Source organism: Streptomyces zagrosensis, from assembly GCF_014203645.1.
GTDB classification, from domain to species: Bacteria; Actinomycetota; Actinomycetes; order Streptomycetales; family Streptomycetaceae; genus Streptomyces; species Streptomyces zagrosensis.
In genome coordinates, this window is sequence record NZ_JACHJL010000017.1 from 40,210 (window position 1) to 59,542 (window position 19,333).

Sequence of the window (19,333 nt, forward strand, 5' to 3'; positions counted from 1 at the left end):
TTTCGCAATGCGAAGGGCGAAGACGCTGATCGCTCGTCATGTCAGCACCGTAGAGCCACGGGGGCTGCGTGCAGAACATCGGCCTGGTGCTGTGGCATGTGAAGCACGACGGCTCGGCTGCCTGGGCATGTCTGGGCCCAGGCGGAGCTCAGCGGAGGGCGACACCCGGGGTGTCTCCGTGGCCGAAAGGCTGCGGGGGTGTACGGGGCGTTGCCCGGCAGAGCCCGCGCACGCCCCTGCGACCTGCCGCGCGCCCGTCACTCAACGTTTAGCGAGCGCACTCGGGCCTCGCTGCGAGGGGTCACCTTGGCGGCGGGGCCCCGGAGTGCTGTGTCGAGTGAACGCCCACACCACGAGCCCCAGGCAACTGAACGCGGCGCCCAGTGCGCATACGGCACCCCAGCCGGCCACCGTGTACAGGGAGGTCGCGGCGATGGCGCCGGTGGCGCTGCCGACCGAGTAGAAGACCATGTATCCGCCGATCAGCCGGCTGCCCGCGGTCGGGTGCAGCGCATAGATCAGTGTCTGGTTGGTGACATGGACCGCCTGCACGGCGAAGTCGAGCAGGATCACCCCGATGACCAGGGCCCACAGCGAGCTACGGGTGAAGGCCAAAGGCAGCCATGAGGCGGCGAGCAGCGCCAGGGCGATGCCGGTGGTCCGCTGGGAGAGTCCGCGGTCATTCAGGCGGCCCGCCACGGTCGCGGCCAGGGCCCCAGCGACACCGATCAGGCCCAGCGCCCCGATCGCGCTGTGGGAAAAGAAGTACGGGGCCTCACTGAGCGGCAGTGCGACGCTGCTCCACAGAGTGCTGAAGGAGGCGAAGATCAACAGGCCGAACAGGGCTCGGAGCCGCAGCAGTCGTTCTCGTGCGAACAGGGTGACCGTGGAGCGTAGGAGCTGTCCGTAGCGCCAGGTCGCCGGTGGAGCGTCGCCGTGGCGCGGCAGCACTCGATACAGGACCAGGGCGAGCAGGGCGGTGAGCGACGCCGAGGCGAGGTAGACGGTGCGCCAGCCCGCGAGATCGGCCATGAGGCCGGATGCGGTGCGGGCGAGCAGGATTCCGATGACCACGCCGCTGGTCACCAGACCGACGACCCGTCCGCGCCCGGCGGGATGGGCCAGTGCTGCCGCGAAGGTCAGCAGCGTCTGCGTGACGGCCGCAAGAAGCCCCATCGCTGCCATGCCCGCGAGCAAGATTGCCGCCGTGGGGGCGGCGGCTACCACGGTCAGCGCCACCACTAGGAGCAGCAACTGGGCCACGATGAGCCGTCTGCGGTCGGCCACGTCGCCCAGCGGCACGAGGAAGAAGAGCCCCATTCCGTATCCGACATGCGTGAGGGTGACCACGCTTCCGACGAGTGCCGGGCTCATGGCGAGGTCGTGGCCCATGGTCACCAGGAGCGGCTGGGAGAAGTAGACGTTGGCCACCGCGGCCCCGCAGGCGACGGCGAACAGCATGACGACGCCACGGGACAGGACGAACGCGGAACCTTCCCCGCTGTGGTCCTGGCTGTGTTGTGTCGCAGCCTCACCGTTACCGGGCATCAGCACTCCTCCGTACATCTGGTTTCAACTTGCTACCAGTGGCGACGCTAGCCTTTTTGGTAGCATGTTGCAACCGATGTGAGAGAAGGAAGCCATGGTGACCAGGACGCGTTTTGACGACAGCGAATGTCCCGTCGCCCGATCCGTGGACGCGATCGGCGACTGGTGGTCCCTGCTGATCGTGCGGGACGCCTTCGACGGAAGCCGGCGCTTTGGAGAGTTCCAGCGCAGCCTTGGCGTGGCGAAGAACATCCTCACCGCGCGGCTGCGCACCTTGGTCGCCGGTGGTGTCCTTGAATCCGTCCCCGCCTCGGACGGCAGCGCCTATCGCGAGTACGTACTGACTCCGAAGGGCGAGGCGCTTTTTCCCGTCATCGTGGCGCTGCGACAGTGGGGCGAACAGAACTTCTTCGCCCCTGGTGAACCGCACTCACAGTTGGTCGATCGCCGAGGGGGACATCGCCTGCGTGCACTCGAAGTGTTGTCTGCGGACGGGCGACGGCTCGACCCCGACGACACCACCGTCCATAAGATCTCCACCCGGTGACCTGACGTGCTGCTCCAACTCCTTGCTCCGCACAGCGTCGTGCCCGCCCCAGGTGATGGAGGCCACCTGGGGCGGGCACGCGCGAAACGAGAACGATGCGAGGTGAGCTGGCCGTTGTAGTCGGGGAGCTCGAAGCCCCGCTCGTGCTTCTTGAATTCCGGCTCGCCCGGCCGGTTTCCGACATGTATGGGCATGATGCGTTGTCGAGCAGGCCGCGCGCCGCCACTTATCGACCTTGCTCATCAATGGGTCGATCGCGGGGCATCTCGATGCCCAGCCGCAGAGCCCGGCATGCTGATTACTGGATTGGGCAGCGTTGGCCTGTTCGCCAGTTCGCCGTGGCGGCGGCAATGACAGTGCTCAGCCTGTCCCGGGCGTCCACCAGATCGCCGATCCGGCTGTCGATGCGATCCCGTTCCGCCGAAAGCCGGTCGAGCAGCTCTGGCGTGGCCTCACCGTTCACGACACACGGCAGCAGATCCGCGATCGCCTTGCTCGGTAGCCCGGCGGCGTACAACTGCTGGATCAGCTGGACACGGTCGGCCGAGCTGTCCGGGTACTGCCGCTGGCCGCTGGGGCTGCGTTGTGAGGCGAGCAAGTTCTGTTCCTCGTAGTAGCGCAGCGCCCGAACGCTGACGCCTGTCCTGGTGGCGAGCTCGCCGATACGCATCATGTCTCTCCGATGTGAGCCGGACCACACTTCTTGCCTCTGACGTCAGCGTCAGGTTTTAGCGTATCTCGCGACGGCTCACTCCCTCCGCCGAGGCGCAGGACGAGACCGTGACCACCCTGTTCGACAGCATTCCCAGCGGACATGCGAAGGAATATCAACTGATGACTGCATCAGACGCGGCAGCCACGAACGTCGCCATCACCGCCCCCGCCCCCGCCCCCATCGTCTCGGTGAAGCCAGTGGTGCTGGAAGCACCGGGCCGCGGTGAGGGTCTGCACGTAAGAATTTCCGCGCCGACAACCGGGAGCGAACTGCCGATCATCGTCTTCTCGCACGGTTTCGGGTCGTCGTTGCACGGCTACGGTCCTCTGGCCGACTTCTGGGCTACTCACGGTTTCGTGGTGATTCAGCCCACCCATCTGGACTCCAGGACCGTGGGTCTTCCCCAGGGCGATCCCCGCACACCGCGGCTCTGGCGCTTTCGCGTCCAGGACGTAAAGCGCATCCTTGACCAGCTTGATCTGCTGGAGGCCGCCGTTCCCGGTCTCAGTGGGCGCCTGGATCGAAGCCGCATTGCCACGGCAGGACACTCCTTCGGCGGCCAGACGGCGGGTAATCTCCTGGGCCTTCGCGTCCTCGATCCGGTGAGCAACAGTGCGGAAGACCTGTCCGACTCGCGGATCAAGGCGGGCGTGCTGCTTGCTACGGCCGGCAGGGGCGGAGCCGACCTGACCCCCTTCGCGGCCGAGAACCTCCCGTGGTTGAAGGGGCCGGACTTCGCGCACATGACCACGCCGACCCTCGTGGTCGCGGGGGACAAGGACGAATCACCGCTGTCCGTCAGGGGGCCGGAGTGGCTCACCGACCCGTACCACCTGAGCCCGGGGCCCAAGAGCCTGCTCACTTTGTTCGGGGCGGAGCACTCCCTCGGCGGAATCGCCGGCTACGAAGTCCGGGAGACGACGGACGAGAACCCCGAGCGCGTGGCCCTGATCCAACGGGTCACCTGGGCCTACCTTCGCCACGCACTCGCCATCGAGGACGCCAACTGGACCGCCGTGCAGAAGGCTTTGTCGGAGAGCATCGCCCCCATGGGGCGGATCGAATCCAAGTGAGGCGCTGAGAGCAGCGGAGCACCTCCGGGGCGGTCGCAGCACTTGACGCGGCGTCAGCCCTGCGACCGCGGCGTCTGGCACCCGGGTGCACGAGCTCGGCGATACTTCCTGGAGACCGGTCTGGCCGACCACACCGACGCACGCTCAGATGCCTGTAGGTCGGCGGCGTCCGTCCGTACTCGGGGGCCCGGAAGTTCGACCGCGGCGAGGTGGAGGCGGGCGTCCATACCGAGGTTGACCTCCCCGTACGGGCGTACGTGAGACCAAAATGGCCGCGATGGCTACACGCAAGGCGTCCGCGAACGGCCCCCGCTCCAGCAGCCGAGCCAGCTCACTGATGAGCGGGTCAGCCGCAGGTCCCGGGTGCCATCGAGCCGTTTCCACCATCGAAGGTCCCGCGTCCAGACGCCGCCGCCACAAAAGGCGCGGCCGACCCTAGGGCGCCGATCCGTGGCGGGGACCGCTGCGCGATGGTCGGGCCGTGGTGTGGGCCGGTGCGGATCAGTGCGAGCGCTGGGCGATGAGTAGGCCCAAGCCGTCGAGGATGCGTTGCAGGCCGAACTCCCATGCCTGGTCCTGCCCGCCGTGCTGGGTCGCCGAGGCCAGCGCGGCGGTCACGGCGGGGTAGCGCTCGCCGTGCGCCTGCATCAACTCCCCAAGGGTGACGCTGAGTTCTGCTTCGGGGTTGCTCGCAGGACCCGCCGCGCGAGCCTGCTGGGCAATGGCACGTACGTGGCCGGCCAGCAGCACCACCGCATCCATCCGCTCGGCCCCCGAGAGGCCGGTGCCGTCCAGCGCGGCGATGGCCCGCTCCATCCAGGCAAGTTCCTTGGGCCCCACGATCCTGGGTCCGACGGTGGCGTCCAACAGCCACGGGTGCTGGTGGAAGACAGTGACCAGTTGGCGGGACCAGTCGCCGAGCTGCTCTCGCCAACCGCAGCGTGGCCCCTTCGGCGGTGTGGCGTCGCCGATCGCGTCTTCCACCATCAACGCGACCAGTTCGGCCTTGCCGGGTACGTACCGGTAGAGCGCCATCTTGGTGACGTCGAGCAGTCCGGCAACCCGTTGCATCGACACGCAGATCAGCCCCTGCGCATCGGCGACTTCGACGCCAGCCCGCGCGATCCGGTCCAGGCTGAGCGCCGGCTTGGGCCCTCGCGCCGGCTTGGGGCGGGGGCCCCAGAGCAGCTGTACGGCCGCACTCCGCTCATCACCCATCTTCTCCGCTCCCGTCCTCGGTCTTGCAAGCTGCCAAAACTGTGTCTACCGTACACACTCACAATCAGTGTCCAGTGGACACAGTTTGCAGGGAGTGGTTCCATGAGCAAGAGCGTCCTCATATCCGGTGCGAGCATTGCAGGCCCCGCGCTGGCCTACTGGCTCGGCCGCTACGGCTTCCAGCCCACAGTGGTCGAGTTGGCGCCGACCATCCGAGGCGGCGGCCAGGCGGTTGACTTCCGCGGTGAGACACACCTGAGCGTGCTGGAGCAGCTGGGCGTGCTCGCACAGTTGCGCCGAATCCAGACTGGTGGCAGTCCCATGCGCTTCGTGGACGAGCGCGGGCGGCAGTTGCTGCACCTGCCTGCCGAGTTCGCCGGCGGCGACGTGGAGGTGCCCCGCGGCGACCTGGCCGGGGTGCTCTACGAGCACAGCCTCCCGTACGCCGAGTATCTCTTCGGCGACTCGATCACCAGCCTCACCGAAACTGCCGAGGGCGTCCAGGTGGGCTTTCGGCACGGCGCCACGCGCCAGTTCGACCTCGTCATCGGCGCGGATGGGCTGCACTCCAACGTGCGGCGGGTTGCCTTCGGACCCGAGGAGAGGTTCGTCCGACACCTCGGCTACTACGCCGCCACCTGGCAGTTGCCCAACTACCTGGGCCTCGGGCCGGGCTCGGTGGCCTACAACACGCCGGGGCGGCTCGCCAGCGTCGGTGCAGACCACCGCGATCCGGCGAAGGCCGGCGCCTTCTTCGTCTTCGCCGCGTCCCAGCTCACATACGACCGGCATGCCCCGAAGCAGCAAAAGGCGCTGGTCACTACGGCGTTCGCCGATGTCGGCTGGGAGGTGCCACGGCTCCTCGACTCTATGCAGCAGGCCCCGGAGATGTACTTCGACTCGATCAGCCGGGCGGACGTGGACGTCTGGTCTCGTGGCCGGATATGCCTTGTGGGGGACGCCGCCTGCGGCGCGACCATCGGCGGCATGGGCACCGGAACCGGCGTGGTGGCCGCCTACGTGTTGGCCGGCGAACTCGCGCTGGCCAACGGCGACCACCGTGCGGCCTTCACTCGCTACGAGAACGCGGTGCGAAGCTATGCCCGAGGTTGTCAGAAGGGTGGCGAACGCACAGGGAAGTTCCTCGCTCCCGGCACCGCAGTCGGTCTCCGCGTCCGCAACAGTGTGCTGAACAGGCGCTTCCTGCTGAACTGGATGCTCAAGGAAGGGCAGAAGGTCAGCACCCTCGCCTTGCCCGACTACCGAGCCGAGCTCGGCCAGCTCAGGAGGTGACCAGGCGGATCACTGCTGAGCATGGGAAAGGTCGGGTAGGCGCCTGTTCAGCACTGCCGCAATGCGCCATCGCCCCCCTTGAGATGTGTCGGTGAACGATGAGATCGGTCGGCAAACGAGGGCACCGGCAAGGGTCCATGAACGGTCGGGGCTAGGCCTGGTTGGCGGGCGGTGTGGCGGCGAACTCGACGTCGCGGGACCTGCGCAGCACCCGGACGGCCTCGCGCTGGACCTTCCCTGATTCGGTGCGCGGCAGGTCGTCCACGAACTCCAAGAACCGTATGAGCTTGGGCGCGGGCAGATGTGCCCGTAGGTGCGCGAACAGTGCCTCTGCGGTGGCCCGGCTGGCGTTCCAACCGGCACAGAGCACCACGTACGCCTTGGGTACCAATGCCGTGCCCTCGGACACCGGTACGACGGACAGTTCGGCGACGGCGGGGTGCAGCACCAGCACGTGCTCCAGTTCGAGCGGCGCGATCAGTGCCCCGTCCAGCCCCTCGAACACGTCCTTGCGCCGCCCGAGGTAGACCAGGGACCCGTCGCTGTCCCACCGGGCCAGGTCACCGGTTCGGTAACGGCCGCCCGCGGTATGGCTGGTGGCGTTGTCCTCCGGGTCCAGGTAGCCGCGCATCATGCCGACAGGTTCGTTGGCCAGGTCAAGGCACAGTTCGCCCTCCTGCGCCGGCTCGTCGGTGCCGGGCCTGACCACCACCAACTCGTAACCCGGTAGCGGGTAGCCCATGGATATCGGGTCGGCCGGGGACGCGGCGGTAACCCCGGCCATGGCGGTGACCTCGGACTGGCCGAACCCATTGCGGACGGTCACCCCGGCCAGCGTGCGGACCTGCGCGACCACGTCACCCATGAGCGGCTCGCCGACGCTCACCGCATGCCTCAACCCGGGCAGGCCACCGGGCAACCCGGTTCGGATCAGCGCGCGCCAGGTGCTGGGCGGCGCGCAGAAGCTGGTGATCGTCCCGGCCTGAAGCACCTCCAAAAGCCGCTGCGGGGTGGCGTCGGCGCTGTCCATGGACACCACGGTGGCCTCGGCATTCCAGGGGCCGAACAGCGAGCTCCACGGGTACTTCGCCCAGGCCGGGGCGGAGACGTTGAGGTGCACATCCCCAGGCTCCAACCCGTTCCAGTACATGCTCGCCAAGTGCCCGATGGCGTAGCTGACGTGCGTGTGCACCACCAGCTTCGGCCGCGAGGTGGAGCCGGAGGTGAAGTAGTAGAACAGCGGCTCGTCGGCCTCGGTGGGTCCCTCCGGTACGAAGTCGCCCTCATGCTCGGCCGAGGCGGCGAAGTCAACCCAGCCCTCGTGCTGCCCACCCACGATGATCTTGGTTTGGAGTCCGTCCGCGGGAAGTCCCGGCACGATCCGATGGTCAGCGATCACATGCTGGGCCCTGACCCTGCCGATCCTGGTGCGCAGTTCCTCGGACGAGATGCTGATGAAGGCGGGCGCGACCACGGCCCGGATCTTGATCAGCGCGAGCATCAGCTCCCACAGTTCGATCCGGTTGTCCATCAGCAGCATCACCACCTCGCCCCGCCGTACGCCCTGGGACAGCAGCCAGCTGGCGACCTGGTCCGCACGTCGGGACAGCTCCTGGAAGGTCAACTCGCTCTGCCCGACGATGCGCAGGGCCACCCGGTCGTTGCCCTCGGCGATTCGGTCGAACCAATCGATCGCCCAGTTGAACTGCCGTGGCCGCGGCCACCGAAACGCCTTGCGCGCGGCGTCCTGGTCCTTGGCGTGCAACAGAAGGTCCCGCGCGGCCCGGAACTCCAGATACGCATCGTCCTGCCCAGACAACTTGTCTCCGATCGCTAAAAGGCGTTGGACTTGGCCCGGCGTAGCACGCTGAGCGCGATCACGTCGGCGTCCCTGGAGTAGGAGGTGAGCACGCCTGGCCGGCCGTTGCCGATTTGGGTGAACCAGCACACTCCTTCGGTGGGGATGCCCAACGCGTAGATGGCCCGATGCGGCCGGTCGTCGGCGGAGATCACCCGACGCTCGGCTGGGGTGATGTGCAGGGCGCCGGTGTGGAACACCTCTTCGGCGTCGCCGTGCACGAACCCCACGGCCATCCGCTCAGCAACCAACTGGCGCATCAACGGGTCGGTGTTGCGTACGAGACCGGGAATGGGAATGCGTGAGTCGATGAGCACGTCGCAGTACCTGCGTGACCCCTCGACGGCCGGCGATTCCAGGAAGAATCGATCCTGCTCGGCGTCACATCCGTGCACCGCATCCGGCCCTACGATGTCGAGCACCCTGGCGTCGATCAAGGCGAGGAACTGCGCGGTGCGTTCCAGCGGCGGACCGGTGAACAGTGATGAGGTGCGCGAGCCGAACCGGTCGAGGAAGTCGGCCCGTTGGGAGCGCGGGGTCAGGCCACCGAAGTCCACAGCGTGCCGAAGCACCTCGCGAGAATCCCGGATAGCGTCCAGCGCGGCCTTGAGCGGACTGTCCACGTTGCCCTGACGCGCCTCGGCGATGTCGGCTCGTAGGATGCGCCTCACCTCGGCGACCAGGCTGGCACCGGAGTTGAACCGCTTGGCGTGCAACGGCCTGGACAGCTGATCCAGGTCAACCGGTTCCACGTCGTGGAGTGCGTAGCGCACAGCCACCTCGCGCCATCTCGCCAGTCCGGGGCCGAGTGTACGGAGCTCGGCGGCTACCGCTTCGGCACGTTCCGGTCCGTGCTGGGCCCTGGCCTGGGTCGTGTAGTACACATAGTTGATCTCGGCCTGTAGCAAGGGGAGCACGTCGTGGTCGAAGTCCAGGGCAGGGCTGCCCCGGTGCTGGAGGCTGCGCTCGCGCAGCCGGCCGATGGCGGCCGAGGTGAGGAACTTCGGCGCCGCGCGGTCGGTCACCCCCTTTTGATTGCGGCCCCGCGAACGGATCGGCAATCCGCTGCGCGAACCCGCGACTATCCAGGGCTCGTTGCCGCTGGGCACGTAGAACATCGCCCCGTCGATGCTCTCCTTGAACTTCCCACCGCGGCCAACGGTGAAGGACATCAAGATGTCGTAGAAGGACAGACCGAGTCCCACCACACCCACCGCGGTGCGCGGCGCGATCGACGGAATGTCCAGGTCGGCGGCGGAATCCCCGCTGAGGTAACGGAGTTCGGCCCGGCCCTGTGCGAATCGCGCCAGCTCACACTGGTGCTTGGACAGCTCCGCCTGGGCGTGCCCGGTGGTGATCACCACCGCGTCGGTGGTCACGGTGAGGTCATCGTCCGCGGTGGACACGCGAAGCTCGTAGCTGTTCCCCTCCTCCCGTAACGAGGTGACCTTGCCGACCACCTCGACGACCTCGCCGAGTCCGGACATCCCACGTACCACCGAGTCGTACACATACCGCAGGTACCTGCCGTAGGCGTACCTCGGTGCGTAGTCATCGTGGCCAAGACCGGCCAGTGCTGGGTCCGGCTGCGCGTGTAACCACTGCTGGAAGGACAGGCCGGCGCCCGGCCGACAGGGCTCACCGTCGGAGACCCCGGAGAACATGCTGATCTCACCTACCACGGTGTTCATCAAGAAGCAGGTCTCCTGATCGGTTCGCCAGATCCGACCCGCCCCCAGTTCCACCGCGTCGATCAGCCAGATTCTGACGCTCCGCGGCTCTGGCTCGGCCGTCAGGTTGGCCGCGATCCGCTCGAACACCGAGATCCCACGCGGACCGGTGCCCACGATGGCGACGTCCAGTACCTCTTCACTCATGTGTCGCACGGGCCTGTCCCCCCATCCGTGATGCTCGTTCTCAGCGGGCTGCCGCGCCCAGGTCGTCCATGACCGGCAAGCGGTCAAGCGATGCGGCGATCAACTCGTCCGAGGCCGCCATGTCGGTCATGTTGCCGCTCAGGAACTGTTCGTAAGCCGACAGGTCGAGCAGCCCGTGACCACTGAGGTTGAACAGGATGACCTTCTCCTTGCCCTCCCTCTTGGCCTGGAGTGCCTCGTCGATCGCGGCCCGGATGGCGTGCGCCGACTCGGGGGCCGGGATGATGCCCTCCTCGTTGGCGAAGGTGATGCCGGCTTCGAACACGGGGCGTTGTGGGTAAGCCACCGCCTCGATCAGCTTCTGGTGGTACATGGCGCTTACCAAGGGTGCGGCGCCGTGGTACCGCAGGCCGCCAGCGTGGATGCCTGGGGAGACGAAGGTGTGCCCCAAGGTGTACATCTTGGTCATCGGCGTGATGCCGGTGTAGTCGTTGTAGTCCCAGGAGTAACGGCCCTTGGTGAGCTTCGGGCATGCGTCCGGTTCGACAGCGACGAACCGGGTCTCCAAGCCCTCGCGCACCTTCTCGTGGAAGAACGGCAGCGCGATGCCGGAGAAGTTGCTGCCCGCGCCAACCGAGCCGATCACCACATCCGGGAAGTCGCCGATCGCGTGGAACTGCCGCACCGCCTCCTGCCCGATCACGGTCTGGTGCAGCAGTACGTGATTCTCCCCGCTGCCCACCGAGAGGTTGCAGCGCTCGACTTGGCGAGCGTGCTCGAAGGCCTCCGCGTTGGCGATGGACAAGCTGCCATCGGTGTTCGGGTCGCGGGCCAGCGCGGCGCGGCCGGCCTCGGAGTGCTCGTTGGGGCTGGAGATGACCTTGGCGCCGTTCATCTCCATCATGATCCGGCGGTAGGGCTTTTGCGCGTAACTGACCCGAACCATGTAGACGGTGCACTCAAGGCCGAAGATACGGCAGGCGACGGCGAGGGCTGAGCCCCACTGGCCGGCGCCGGTGCCGGTGGTCAAGCTGGTGATGCCGGCCTGCTTGTAGTAATACGCCTGAGCCAGTGCGGTGTTCAGCTTGTGGCTGCCGGTGCTGTTGGTGCCCTCGTACTTGTAGTAGATCCGAGCTGGGGTGTCGAGCAGCCGCTCCAGCCGACGTGCTCGGTTGAGCGGAGTCGGCCGCCAGCGCAGGTACTCCTCGCGCACCGGCTGCGGGATCTCCACGAATCGCTCGCGCCCCATGCTCTGTCGGTACATAGACAGCGGGATCTGCGGGGCGACCGCGCCGCCATCCTTGCGGGTCTCCGGCCTTGCCTGGCGCAGCTTCGCCGCGTCGTCAACCCCGGTGAGGTCGGATAGCACGTTGTACCAGTGCGTGGGAACGATGTCTTCAGCGGTCAGCGAGGACTCTGCATTCGCCATTGCTTTTCCGATCGTTGCTTTTAGGAATTGCCCACGTGGGACTGGACCAGCTGCACGAGATCGCCAACCTGCTTTAGCGGAATCTGGAAGATCTCGCTGTCACCGATCCTGATGTCACATTGCTTTTCAACTTGGACGATGATTTCGAGGATGGTCAACGAGTCGACTCCGATTTCGTGCAACTCGTCATGGGGTCCGATGTGAGCCGGCGCGGACGAACCGAGTACGGCCGCGATGATGTCGCGCACCTGAGTTTCAACCTTCTCAGGAGACGTCACAACAATCCCTCTTCTCTGGGCAGTGTTCATTTTTCCGGGCCGTTCCTTTAGGCTGTGGGACCCGACATCACTGCGGTGCGCAATCCGAGTAGTAATAAGACCGCCCCGCTTACCCAGGCAAGTCCCGTGCGCACCGCCGGTTTTGCTAGCAGCTGCCTTGCCAAGCCGACCAGGATGACCACCACCACGTACCAGCCGGCGCTGATCATGATCTGCACGGCGGTCAGCGTGACCACATCGGCGGGCGAGCCGCCGTCGGTCGGTAGAAACTGGGGGATCAGTGCCAGGTAGACGGTGGCCATTTTGGGGTTGGCGGCACTGGTGACCAGCCCTGACCGGTAGGAACGCCACAAAGTGGCCGTGCTGTGCCCCGTTGGCACGTCCGCCGGTTGGTGGCCGAAGTTCCGCCGGTTGCGCACCGTCATTACCGCGAGGTAGCACAGGTAGGCGGCCCCAGCCAGCTTGAAGGTGGTGAACACCAGTTCAGAGGTCTGCGTCAGCGCAGCCAGCCCAAGGGCGGAGGTCGCCGCCCACATGAGCAGTCCGGTGCTGCTACCGAGAATGGTCACCAATCCGGCGCCGCGCCCGAAACGCAACGTCTCATTCACCAACACCACGAATGTCGGTCCTGGCGCGGCCACCATCGCGAAAATCGTCGCGATGTAAACCCCGTTTACCATGGGGCTGCCACAATAGTGATTGCTATTCGACCGGGGTGCGTCGCTAATGCTCGCGCAGCCAATCGAAATGCCTCCTTCGCGGTCCGACATCTTTGGTTCTCGATCACCACCGATTGCACGTTATCGGCTTGGGATGGTTCAGGCAACGGGCCCCTGAATGAGCTCCAGCACGAGATGGGAAATTACGGACTCGCGGGCACCTGATTTTGGCCACCGTGAAGTGCGGCCACGAACGCGCCACGTCGGATGTACTCATCAAGTAGTGCACATTCAGCCGTGATGTGTGTCCTCGCCGGTGTGCTGAGCTCCTTGTCCCGCACCACACTTTGTCGGCCCGCGTAAATACCGCACGGCAGTAATCGGCCGTCAGGTCGCCTCGCGGGCCGGTGCGATCTAGCTGATTTATCACCGGTGGCGCGTGCGTCCGGGGCAGGGCCGGTAGGTCGAGAGCGGCCGTAAGAGTGGGCTTGACCAGGGCTGTCCGGCGCGCTAGACCCATGGCCCACGGCAGGTGCCGTGCACGATTCCAGCCGGCTTCCCACGATCCCAACTGGGCTTGTACATGACGGTGCTTGGGGCGCGCGCTCGCCAGTGACCTCTTGTAGGGCCGCCGCCAGGCTTGCGGTCGATCGCTGGCACGTAACGGCCCCATGCCGGTGCTCAGTAGCGGTGCACTGACGTCGCCGGGCAACGCACCACCCGAACGGCGCCTTCGTGTTGGCCACACCGATGGCGAAGGCTCGCCTCCGCGGCCGTCATCCCGCTGGGTAAGGAGCTGTGTTACGCGATTTGCCAGTGTGGTCCGAGGTGCGCCGCAGCCACTCTGCCGAGGGACTTCCTGGCCGACTGCTCCGGCCTAGAATTTTGCATACTGGCCGTCAGCTCCGCGCATGCAGGAAAAATGTAGGACGCCATATGCACATAGGGGCAAGCCAGCGATAGTCGTTCAGATGAGAGGAGTGGGGTCATGGACTTCCGCAACGGCGTTGGGGCGCAAGAGATAGCTGGGGCTGAATGGTTCAAGAGCAGCGCCAGCGAGGGAGTGGGCAATTGCGTTGAGGTCGCCGAACTCGCCAGCGGAGGCGTGGCGATGCGCAACTCGCGTGACGCGTCAGGCCCGGCACTGATTTTCACCGCCGACGAGATGCGGGCCTTCTTGATCGGCGCGAAGACTGGGGAATTCGACGGTCTGTGTGACTGAAGTCGACTCGATGGCAAAGTAGTTCGGCGGACGTGTGGGCGTGGTCCTGCAATACTGGCTCACCCGTTTGCTCATGGTGTACGGGCCCTTGTAAGGAGCCTATGTGTCCGCCGAACCCACCCGTGATCCATCATCCGTACCCGCCGTCACGGCCCTGTCGCAGACCGAATCACCGGACCGTCTGATCGGTGCCGCGCTGCGCCAACTGCGGTTGGAGCGGGAGATGACGCTTCAGGAGGTCGCCGCGGCCCAGGAGATCAGCGTGTCCTACTCCAAGCTGTGCAGGATGGAGACAGGCAAGTCGCCGGTCAAGGAGCGGGACCTGCGGGATCTTCTGCGGCACTACCGCGCCCCCCGTGAACGCCAGGACATGATCGCGGGGCTCCTGCGTGAGGACCGCCGTACCCGGGGCGAGAAAACGATCAGCGACCTCACTCCTCAGTGGCTGGAACGGCTCATCCTCTTGGAAGACAGTGCCCGCCGCATCACGGCGTTCGAGCGCAATGTCGTCCCTGGGCTGCTGCAAACCCGCGAGTACGCGCGAGAACTGGTCCACAGTGAGCTGAAGGCTGAGGGAGCCGCACACGACGAGGTCACCGTGGATTCGCATGTGAGGCAGCGACTGTGGCGCTGGGACTCCTTCGAGCAGCGCGCGGACTGCGAGTTAGAGGTCATCATCGGGGAAGCATCGCTGCGGCAGCTCGTAGGCGGTTACGCGGTCATGCGCGAGCAGATGGAGCGCCTGCGTGAGGTAGCCACCGGGCCGCGGGTCATCCTTCGTATCCACCCGTTCGACGGGGGCAGCCTGCTCGCCCCCCGCCTGCCGGTGACACACCTGCAATTCGATGATGGCGGCCCCCAGGAGGTCGTGTACTCCGAGACGGTCGTCAAGGCGGAGTACATCGTTTCCCTGGCGCACGTGGAGCGGACCCGGGAGAGACTGATGCACGCGAAGGACGGCGCGCTCACCCGCGTGCGAAGTCTGGAGATGTTGGAGCATTACGTCGAGAAGTACCAGCGGCTGATGGACAGGAGTGCGGGGGAGAGCTAGCACCCGCGCCCGATGCCATGGGCGCGGCCACAGGCGTCATCGCACGATGCCGACGCCGCCCCACTCTTCCCAGTCCTGGGTGCGCTGGCGGGGGACGACCTCGGACACCGCACGCCACTGGGTGACGTTCATCAAGCCGGGTTCGACGATGTCCAGGCCAAGGTGCTCGAAGTAGGAGCGCACCTCTTCCTTCGTACGCACTCGGCCCCAGGTGTCGTGGGTGGCGTCCTTCATCAAATCGGTGACCCGGTCGCGGACGTCGGACCGGCCGCTGACCAACTGGCAGATGACGAAGAATGAACCCGGCTCCAGTTTTTGCTTGACCCGGTCGAGGAGGGGCATCACCTCATGGTCCTTGATGCAGTGCAGCACCGACACGAACAGAGCTGCTGTCCGCTCCCCGGGCCGGATGAGCCGCTCGACGTCGGGATGGGCGAAGATCGCATCGGTTCGGCGCATGTCGGCGCTGATGACGGCGGTCCGGTCGTTCCGGTCGAGCCGGGACCGGCCGTGAGCGAGCACGATGGGATCATTGTCGATGTAGACGACCCGGCAGTCAGAGTTGACGCGTTGGGTGACCTCGTGGACGTTATCCATGGTGGGGAGCCCGGACCCGTGGTCCAGGAACTGCCGTACGCCGTGTTCCTTAGCGAGGTATCCGACCACGCGCCGTAGGAACTCGCGGTTGTTCAGGGCCAGTGCCTTCGAGTCGGGGACGATCTCCAGCAGACTCGCGCAAGCGTCCCGGTCGGCCTGGTAGTGGTCGATACCGCCGAGCAGCCAGTCGTACATCCTGGCCACGCTGGGCGTGGCGATGTCGATGGTGCGGGAATCGGGTTTCGCCCCGTCGTGCATACGTCCCCCCGGCGGCCAGCGGCAGTGTCCCTACGCAGCAAGGGACCATGGTAGAGCTCGACTTGGCGAGCTACCAGGGGCGGGGGGAGCGCAGGGGGGAGCCTGGCGGGTGGTGGAAGCTATTTCGTGCGCCCGGAGCTCAACCGGTCCGCCGGGCGCATTCCCGGTCGGCTCGGACCAAGAGCACCTGAACACATGGGACGGTGACACCCATCACGTCGGCTATGTCCTGTAGCGGCATGCCCAGCTGACGGTGGAGTAGGACGGCGTCCCCATACGGCCCTGTGAGCCGGGGCCCTGGCGGGGCCTCGTCGCTCAGCTGGCGGGAGACCTCGTCCCGCAGGTGTCGCCACGCGGCCTGCGGGGCGGAGGCGCTGCTCAGGAACTGCGGCCAGCTGCGCCGGATGCCGGTGAACGCCGCATCGACCGCGGCCTGGGCCAGGCCCGGTGCTTTGAGGCGGGCCTGCGCGTAGCGCAGGTAGGTGAGGTGGACCAGTTCCCGGAAGGCGAGGAAGTCCACCGGGTCCTGCCCCGTGCGGAATTTTTGCGCGTTCACGGCCCGTCCCAGGGAGCGTGGGAGCTCCGGCGCCCTGACAGCCCGGCGCAGGGGCAGGCGTCCGGCGTGCTGAGGAAGCGATAGTGCACCCGTTCCCGGGCCGAGCGGACCAGGCCGGGGTGGGCGTCCAGCGCCCGCGCCAAGGAAGGGGTCTGCGTCCCGGCGGATGCCCAACTCCCCTCCAGGGCTGCCCATATGCCCGCCGGCGACAGGCCGGTGGCGTGCGCCAGCGTGCCCGGTGCAGGCTCCCCGGCGGCGCGGTGCAAGACGGCGAGTACCCTGCCTGAGTTCTCGACGGCGGCTTCGAAGGCCACCATCCCCGGCCCTGCCGGCAGGCTCTTCTCCAGCCCGGTCGCCCATCGGGCTGCCTCGGTCGCGAGCCTGCCCGTGGTCACCAGTTGACGCTCACCGATGGCACCCGCCGCCATGTGGTCGGCACGTTCCTCAACGAGCGCCCGGAGTCGCTGTACCACCGTCGCAAACGGGTCCAGATCACGGAGCGAGGCACGCTGCTTCGCGCGGCGCCGTTGATCGCGCCACTGACAGGCAGTGCCGCAGTAGGCGGAGGGCAGGCCGGGGCAGGAACGCTGCTCGAACTCGGTGTCGCACGAGGCGCAGCGGGACGTCAGGACAGGGGGGATCGAGGGGCACACGCCGGGGGTCCTTCGCTGTCGTGAGGCCAGAAGGGCGGGGCGTAAAGGGCCCACATTCGCGCGGGGCAACGGGCTCGCCCGCGGTTAGGGGTCGGGTACAGCACCGCGTCCGTCCACCCGGCATCCAGGCCCCCGCCGGTCATGAGAGCGAGGTCCACCGTGCGGGCGGCAACGGCCATAGTGGGCGTGCTCGCCCCGGTTTGGGGCCAGACTCGGTGCGGGACACTTCCGTAACGGGACTCGGGGGCCCCGCACGCGGAGTCTCCTGTGGATCGGGTCAAGCATCGCGGGACCTTCTCTGCCTGATCAGCCCTGGACCGGTAGTGGCCGGCCAGGGCCCTTTTTGTTCCTCCAGATCGGCGCATGAGCCGACTTGGCGATGAACGTACCGCCTCAGGCAGGCCCGAAATCGCAGTTAAAAGCGCAGGTCCCCGCCTTGCGTCATGCAAGAGGACTTGCCTATTCCGCAAGGAAGCCCATCCCAAGGCAGCGCTCCACAGCGGACTGCGGCGCACGGTTATCCGCATGATCGGAACTGATTGTTCCGCCGCTCGAAAAGTCCACTAGCGGACCGTTAGTGACTCATGTGCACCACGGCCCAGCGATCTTTGCCATATGCGAACTCGGCCGCCGCGAACCTCCGATGCCGCACCAAAATGACGGTTCACTCGAACGAAGGAATTCGAGCAGCCGATCGTGGTGATTGAGTGCCTTGGGCTGACCTCGTGGTGGGTGTGGCGGCATCGGGCGCCAGAGCGGAGGCTGCGTAGTTGTACCGCGATGTCCTCGCGGTTACAGGTCGGGCCGGCGGATAGGTCACCACCACGCCGCGCTCGCCGACGACCTGGCTCTGCAACTGCGGGCCCAGTGACTGGACGAAGCGGGGGCATGGCGACTGCGAAACGAGCGGGTGCTGTCGGCCACTGCGGGACGAGCCTCGCGCTGGGCTTGTCGAGTGGATGCTGCGGGAACACGACGAACAGGCTGCCGCGGCGGCGAGCGCGTGCCCCCGGGCTAGTTTGCGGCTGGTGTCTGAGTTAGGACTCCAGGGCCTAGGACCGAAGCGCCACGAGCCCGACGTGACGGATACGGACAGGGGAGCGCCGGTGGCGGAGCCTCCCGGAGCCCTTCCATGTGCTGTCCGGCTGCTCCTTCGCGTCCAGCAAGGAGATGGACGCCGCCTTCCTGGCATGGGTGCCGGCTTTGACTGTTTCCGGACAGGCGACCTTGACGGCCCGTCAGGACCCGTGAGGATTGCCGGACACGCACGTTCCTTCCATCTAAGGAGCATCATGCGCAGACGGATGCAAACAGTTCTGGCGGTTGCCGGCATCGTGCTCGGCTCCGCGTTGGCGGGGGTCGCCCCCGCCTCGGCCGAAGCGTCTCCCGCTGCCCGGCATGCCACCAGTGCCAGCATCCCGGAGTCGGTGGTGACCCAGCTTGAGAGCGCCGTGCAGCAGGCCCGGAAGGACGGCAGGTCCGCCGCAGCCCCGGTAGTCTGCTACACGGTGCACATCCGGGATTACGGCTGGCAGTCGCCGCGATGCAACAGTGAGACTGCGGGTAGCGTGGGGCAAAATACCCCTATTGAAGCCATTTTGATCCAGACTGCCGGAACGGGCGGGTTCTGCGTCAACGCCCACCTCCAGAACACCGGATGGCAGGGAACGAGATGCGGCGCTGACGACGTACAGGTACCCGCAGGTTCCACTGGCCAGGCGGTGTCGGTGGAAGCCCTGGACATCAACCTCGGCTGGACCCGCGGAGCGAACACCGGTGCCCAGGGCCATGTTCAGAACTACGGGTGGCAAGCCGCGCAGTACAGGGACTGGGTCCGCGTAGGCACTACAGGTGAAAACCGCACCCTGGAGGCCGTCCGCATCTGGCCCTAGTCTCGCCGACCCGACCCGACCCGACCCGACCCGGCACCGGAGCAGCCTTCTGCGCCGAGCCGACCGCCGAGGGCTACGACTTCCTCCTGGTCCTTGGCGGTGGCGGCGAGCCGTACACGGCGGTGCTGTGGGACGTGGAGTAAGCGCGGCTGCTGCTGTTGGCTGGGGAGGCTCAGGCCGTCACGGTGCCGGCGGAGAAGGTGATCGGGCACATCCGGGAGTGGCCTTGGATGTGGGTGGGGTGCGCCGCCTGGCCGGCCTCGTCCGTGCCGCTGGCGGAAGCGTGGACGGTCCGGAAACCGGGGGCGGAAAGATGACCAAGATGGCCCGGCACACGCCGCCGCTGTCCGCCGACCGCGTCCGCACCGGCTGGCAGGGCCCGGCCGGGACCCGCTTCCACGTCCTGGCCCGCGGCCAGGACGTGGAAGCGGCGAACGCGCTGACGGCCACCACCGGCGACGGCGTCAGGATCATCCCGGTCCTGCAAGCCGCCATCGAGGACGGCTCGGCGGCCTGCGCCATGCTCGCTGGGCTCGGCGGCGGCTCGAAGACGTACCACGATGCCGCCCCGCCCACACCTTCACCGACCGGCCCATGAACGAGGCCATG

18 protein-coding genes are annotated in these 19,333 nt (G+C 66.8%); 7 read left to right on the forward strand and 11 right to left on the reverse strand.

Annotated elements, in window-relative coordinates; genetic code table 11:
- Positions 1–261: 261 nt before the first annotated feature.
- A complete protein-coding gene (locus tag FHS42_RS26920; protein WP_184576392.1) occupies positions 262–1,548 on the reverse strand; it encodes an MFS transporter in 1,287 nt (428 codons plus the stop codon).
- Positions 1,549–1,642: 94 nt separating this feature from the next.
- Here FHS42_RS26920 and FHS42_RS26925 point away from each other — a divergent pair, with 94 nt between their 5' ends.
- Positions 1,643–2,095: a winged helix-turn-helix transcriptional regulator gene (locus FHS42_RS26925; RefSeq protein WP_184576394.1), complete on the forward strand. Its 453-nt coding sequence runs from the start codon at positions 1,643–1,645 to the stop codon at positions 2,093–2,095.
- A gap of 298 nt (positions 2,096–2,393) precedes the next feature.
- On the opposite strand, the gene FHS42_RS26930 is transcribed toward FHS42_RS26925, so the two are convergent.
- Complete coding sequence (locus FHS42_RS26930; RefSeq protein ID WP_184576608.1) at positions 2,394–2,765, reverse strand: MerR family transcriptional regulator; 372 nt, start codon at positions 2,763–2,765, stop codon at positions 2,394–2,396.
- Between the two features lie 164 nt (positions 2,766–2,929).
- Between FHS42_RS26930 and FHS42_RS26935 the strand changes: the two genes are divergently transcribed.
- The gene (locus FHS42_RS26935; protein ID WP_184576610.1) at positions 2,930–3,883 is read left to right on the forward strand and encodes an alpha/beta hydrolase family protein; all 954 of its coding nucleotides are present in this window, start codon (positions 2,930–2,932) and stop codon (positions 3,881–3,883) included.
- Between the two features lie 501 nt (positions 3,884–4,384).
- Here the strand turns inward: FHS42_RS26935 and FHS42_RS26940 are convergent.
- Entirely contained in the window at positions 4,385–5,101 is a 717-nt protein-coding gene (locus FHS42_RS26940; protein ID WP_184576396.1) for a TetR/AcrR family transcriptional regulator, read from the reverse strand.
- A gap of 102 nt (positions 5,102–5,203) precedes the next feature.
- On the opposite strand from FHS42_RS26940, the gene FHS42_RS26945 reads away from it, so the two are divergent.
- On the forward strand, positions 5,204–6,394 hold the full coding sequence (locus FHS42_RS26945) for an FAD-dependent monooxygenase (RefSeq protein WP_184576398.1): 1,191 nt from the start codon (positions 5,204–5,206) through the stop codon (positions 6,392–6,394).
- Positions 6,395–6,545: 151 nt separating this feature from the next.
- Here FHS42_RS26945 and FHS42_RS26950 read toward each other — a convergent pair whose 3' ends face one another.
- From FHS42_RS26950 to FHS42_RS26970, 5 genes are read right to left on the reverse strand one after another with little or no spacing between them, the layout of a single operon-like run.
- On the reverse strand, positions 6,546–8,213 hold the full coding sequence (locus FHS42_RS26950; protein ID WP_184576400.1) for an AMP-binding protein: 1,668 nt from the start codon (positions 8,211–8,213) through the stop codon (positions 6,546–6,548).
- Positions 8,214–8,227: 14 nt separating this feature from the next.
- Positions 8,228–10,129 carry an FAD/NAD(P)-binding protein gene (locus tag FHS42_RS26955; RefSeq protein ID WP_184576402.1) on the reverse strand — a complete coding sequence of 634 codons (1,902 nt, stop codon included), beginning with the start codon at positions 10,127–10,129 and terminating at the stop codon, positions 8,228–8,230.
- A 40-nt stretch (positions 10,130–10,169) separates the two neighbouring features.
- The gene (locus FHS42_RS26960; protein ID WP_184576404.1) at positions 10,170–11,558 is read right to left on the reverse strand and encodes a TrpB-like pyridoxal phosphate-dependent enzyme; all 1,389 of its coding nucleotides are present in this window, start codon (positions 11,556–11,558) and stop codon (positions 10,170–10,172) included.
- A 20-nt stretch (positions 11,559–11,578) separates the two neighbouring features.
- Positions 11,579–11,866 (reverse strand): acyl carrier protein, encoded by a 288-nt coding sequence (locus FHS42_RS26965; protein WP_184576406.1) that lies wholly within the window; start codon positions 11,864–11,866, stop codon positions 11,579–11,581.
- A gap of 17 nt (positions 11,867–11,883) precedes the next feature.
- Positions 11,884–12,606 carry a LysE family translocator gene (locus tag FHS42_RS26970; protein ID WP_184576408.1) on the reverse strand — a complete coding sequence of 241 codons (723 nt, stop codon included), beginning with the start codon at positions 12,604–12,606 and terminating at the stop codon, positions 11,884–11,886.
- A gap of 877 nt (positions 12,607–13,483) precedes the next feature.
- On the opposite strand from FHS42_RS26970, the gene FHS42_RS26975 reads away from it, so the two are divergent.
- Together FHS42_RS26975 and FHS42_RS26980 are read left to right on the forward strand one after the other, a co-directional pair.
- Positions 13,484–13,717, forward strand: a complete 234-nt coding sequence (locus tag FHS42_RS26975; protein WP_184576411.1) for a DUF397 domain-containing protein — start codon at positions 13,484–13,486, stop codon at positions 13,715–13,717.
- Positions 13,718–13,820: 103 nt separating this feature from the next.
- Positions 13,821–14,768 (forward strand): helix-turn-helix domain-containing protein, encoded by a 948-nt coding sequence (locus tag FHS42_RS26980; RefSeq protein WP_184576413.1) that lies wholly within the window; start codon positions 13,821–13,823, stop codon positions 14,766–14,768.
- A 36-nt stretch (positions 14,769–14,804) separates the two neighbouring features.
- Here the strand turns inward: FHS42_RS26980 and FHS42_RS26985 are convergent, their stop codons facing one another.
- The 3 genes from FHS42_RS26985 to FHS42_RS26995 all read right to left on the reverse strand — a co-directional run bounded on the left by FHS42_RS26985 (position 14,805) and on the right by FHS42_RS26995 (position 16,832).
- Positions 14,805–15,623: an SAM-dependent methyltransferase gene (locus FHS42_RS26985; RefSeq protein ID WP_184576415.1), complete on the reverse strand. Its 819-nt coding sequence runs from the start codon at positions 15,621–15,623 to the stop codon at positions 14,805–14,807.
- Positions 15,624–15,762: 139 nt separating this feature from the next.
- Positions 15,763–16,179 (reverse strand): sigma factor-like helix-turn-helix DNA-binding protein, encoded by a 417-nt coding sequence (locus tag FHS42_RS26990; protein ID WP_184576416.1) that lies wholly within the window; start codon positions 16,177–16,179, stop codon positions 15,763–15,765.
- Positions 16,176–16,832, reverse strand: coding sequence for a hypothetical protein (locus FHS42_RS26995; protein ID WP_184576419.1), 657 nt, complete (start codon positions 16,830–16,832; stop codon positions 16,176–16,178). Before FHS42_RS26995 ends, FHS42_RS26990 begins: the two co-directional genes overlap by 4 nt.
- A gap of 1,292 nt (positions 16,833–18,124) precedes the next feature.
- On the opposite strand from FHS42_RS26995, the gene FHS42_RS27000 reads away from it, so the two are divergent.
- On the forward strand, positions 18,125–18,724 hold the full coding sequence (locus FHS42_RS27000; protein WP_184576421.1) for a hypothetical protein: 600 nt from the start codon (positions 18,125–18,127) through the stop codon (positions 18,722–18,724).
- A 220-nt stretch (positions 18,725–18,944) separates the two neighbouring features.
- Positions 18,945–19,322 (forward strand): hypothetical protein, encoded by a 378-nt coding sequence (locus FHS42_RS37490; protein WP_246495458.1) that lies wholly within the window; start codon positions 18,945–18,947, stop codon positions 19,320–19,322.
- Positions 19,323–19,333 lie beyond the last annotated feature (11 nt).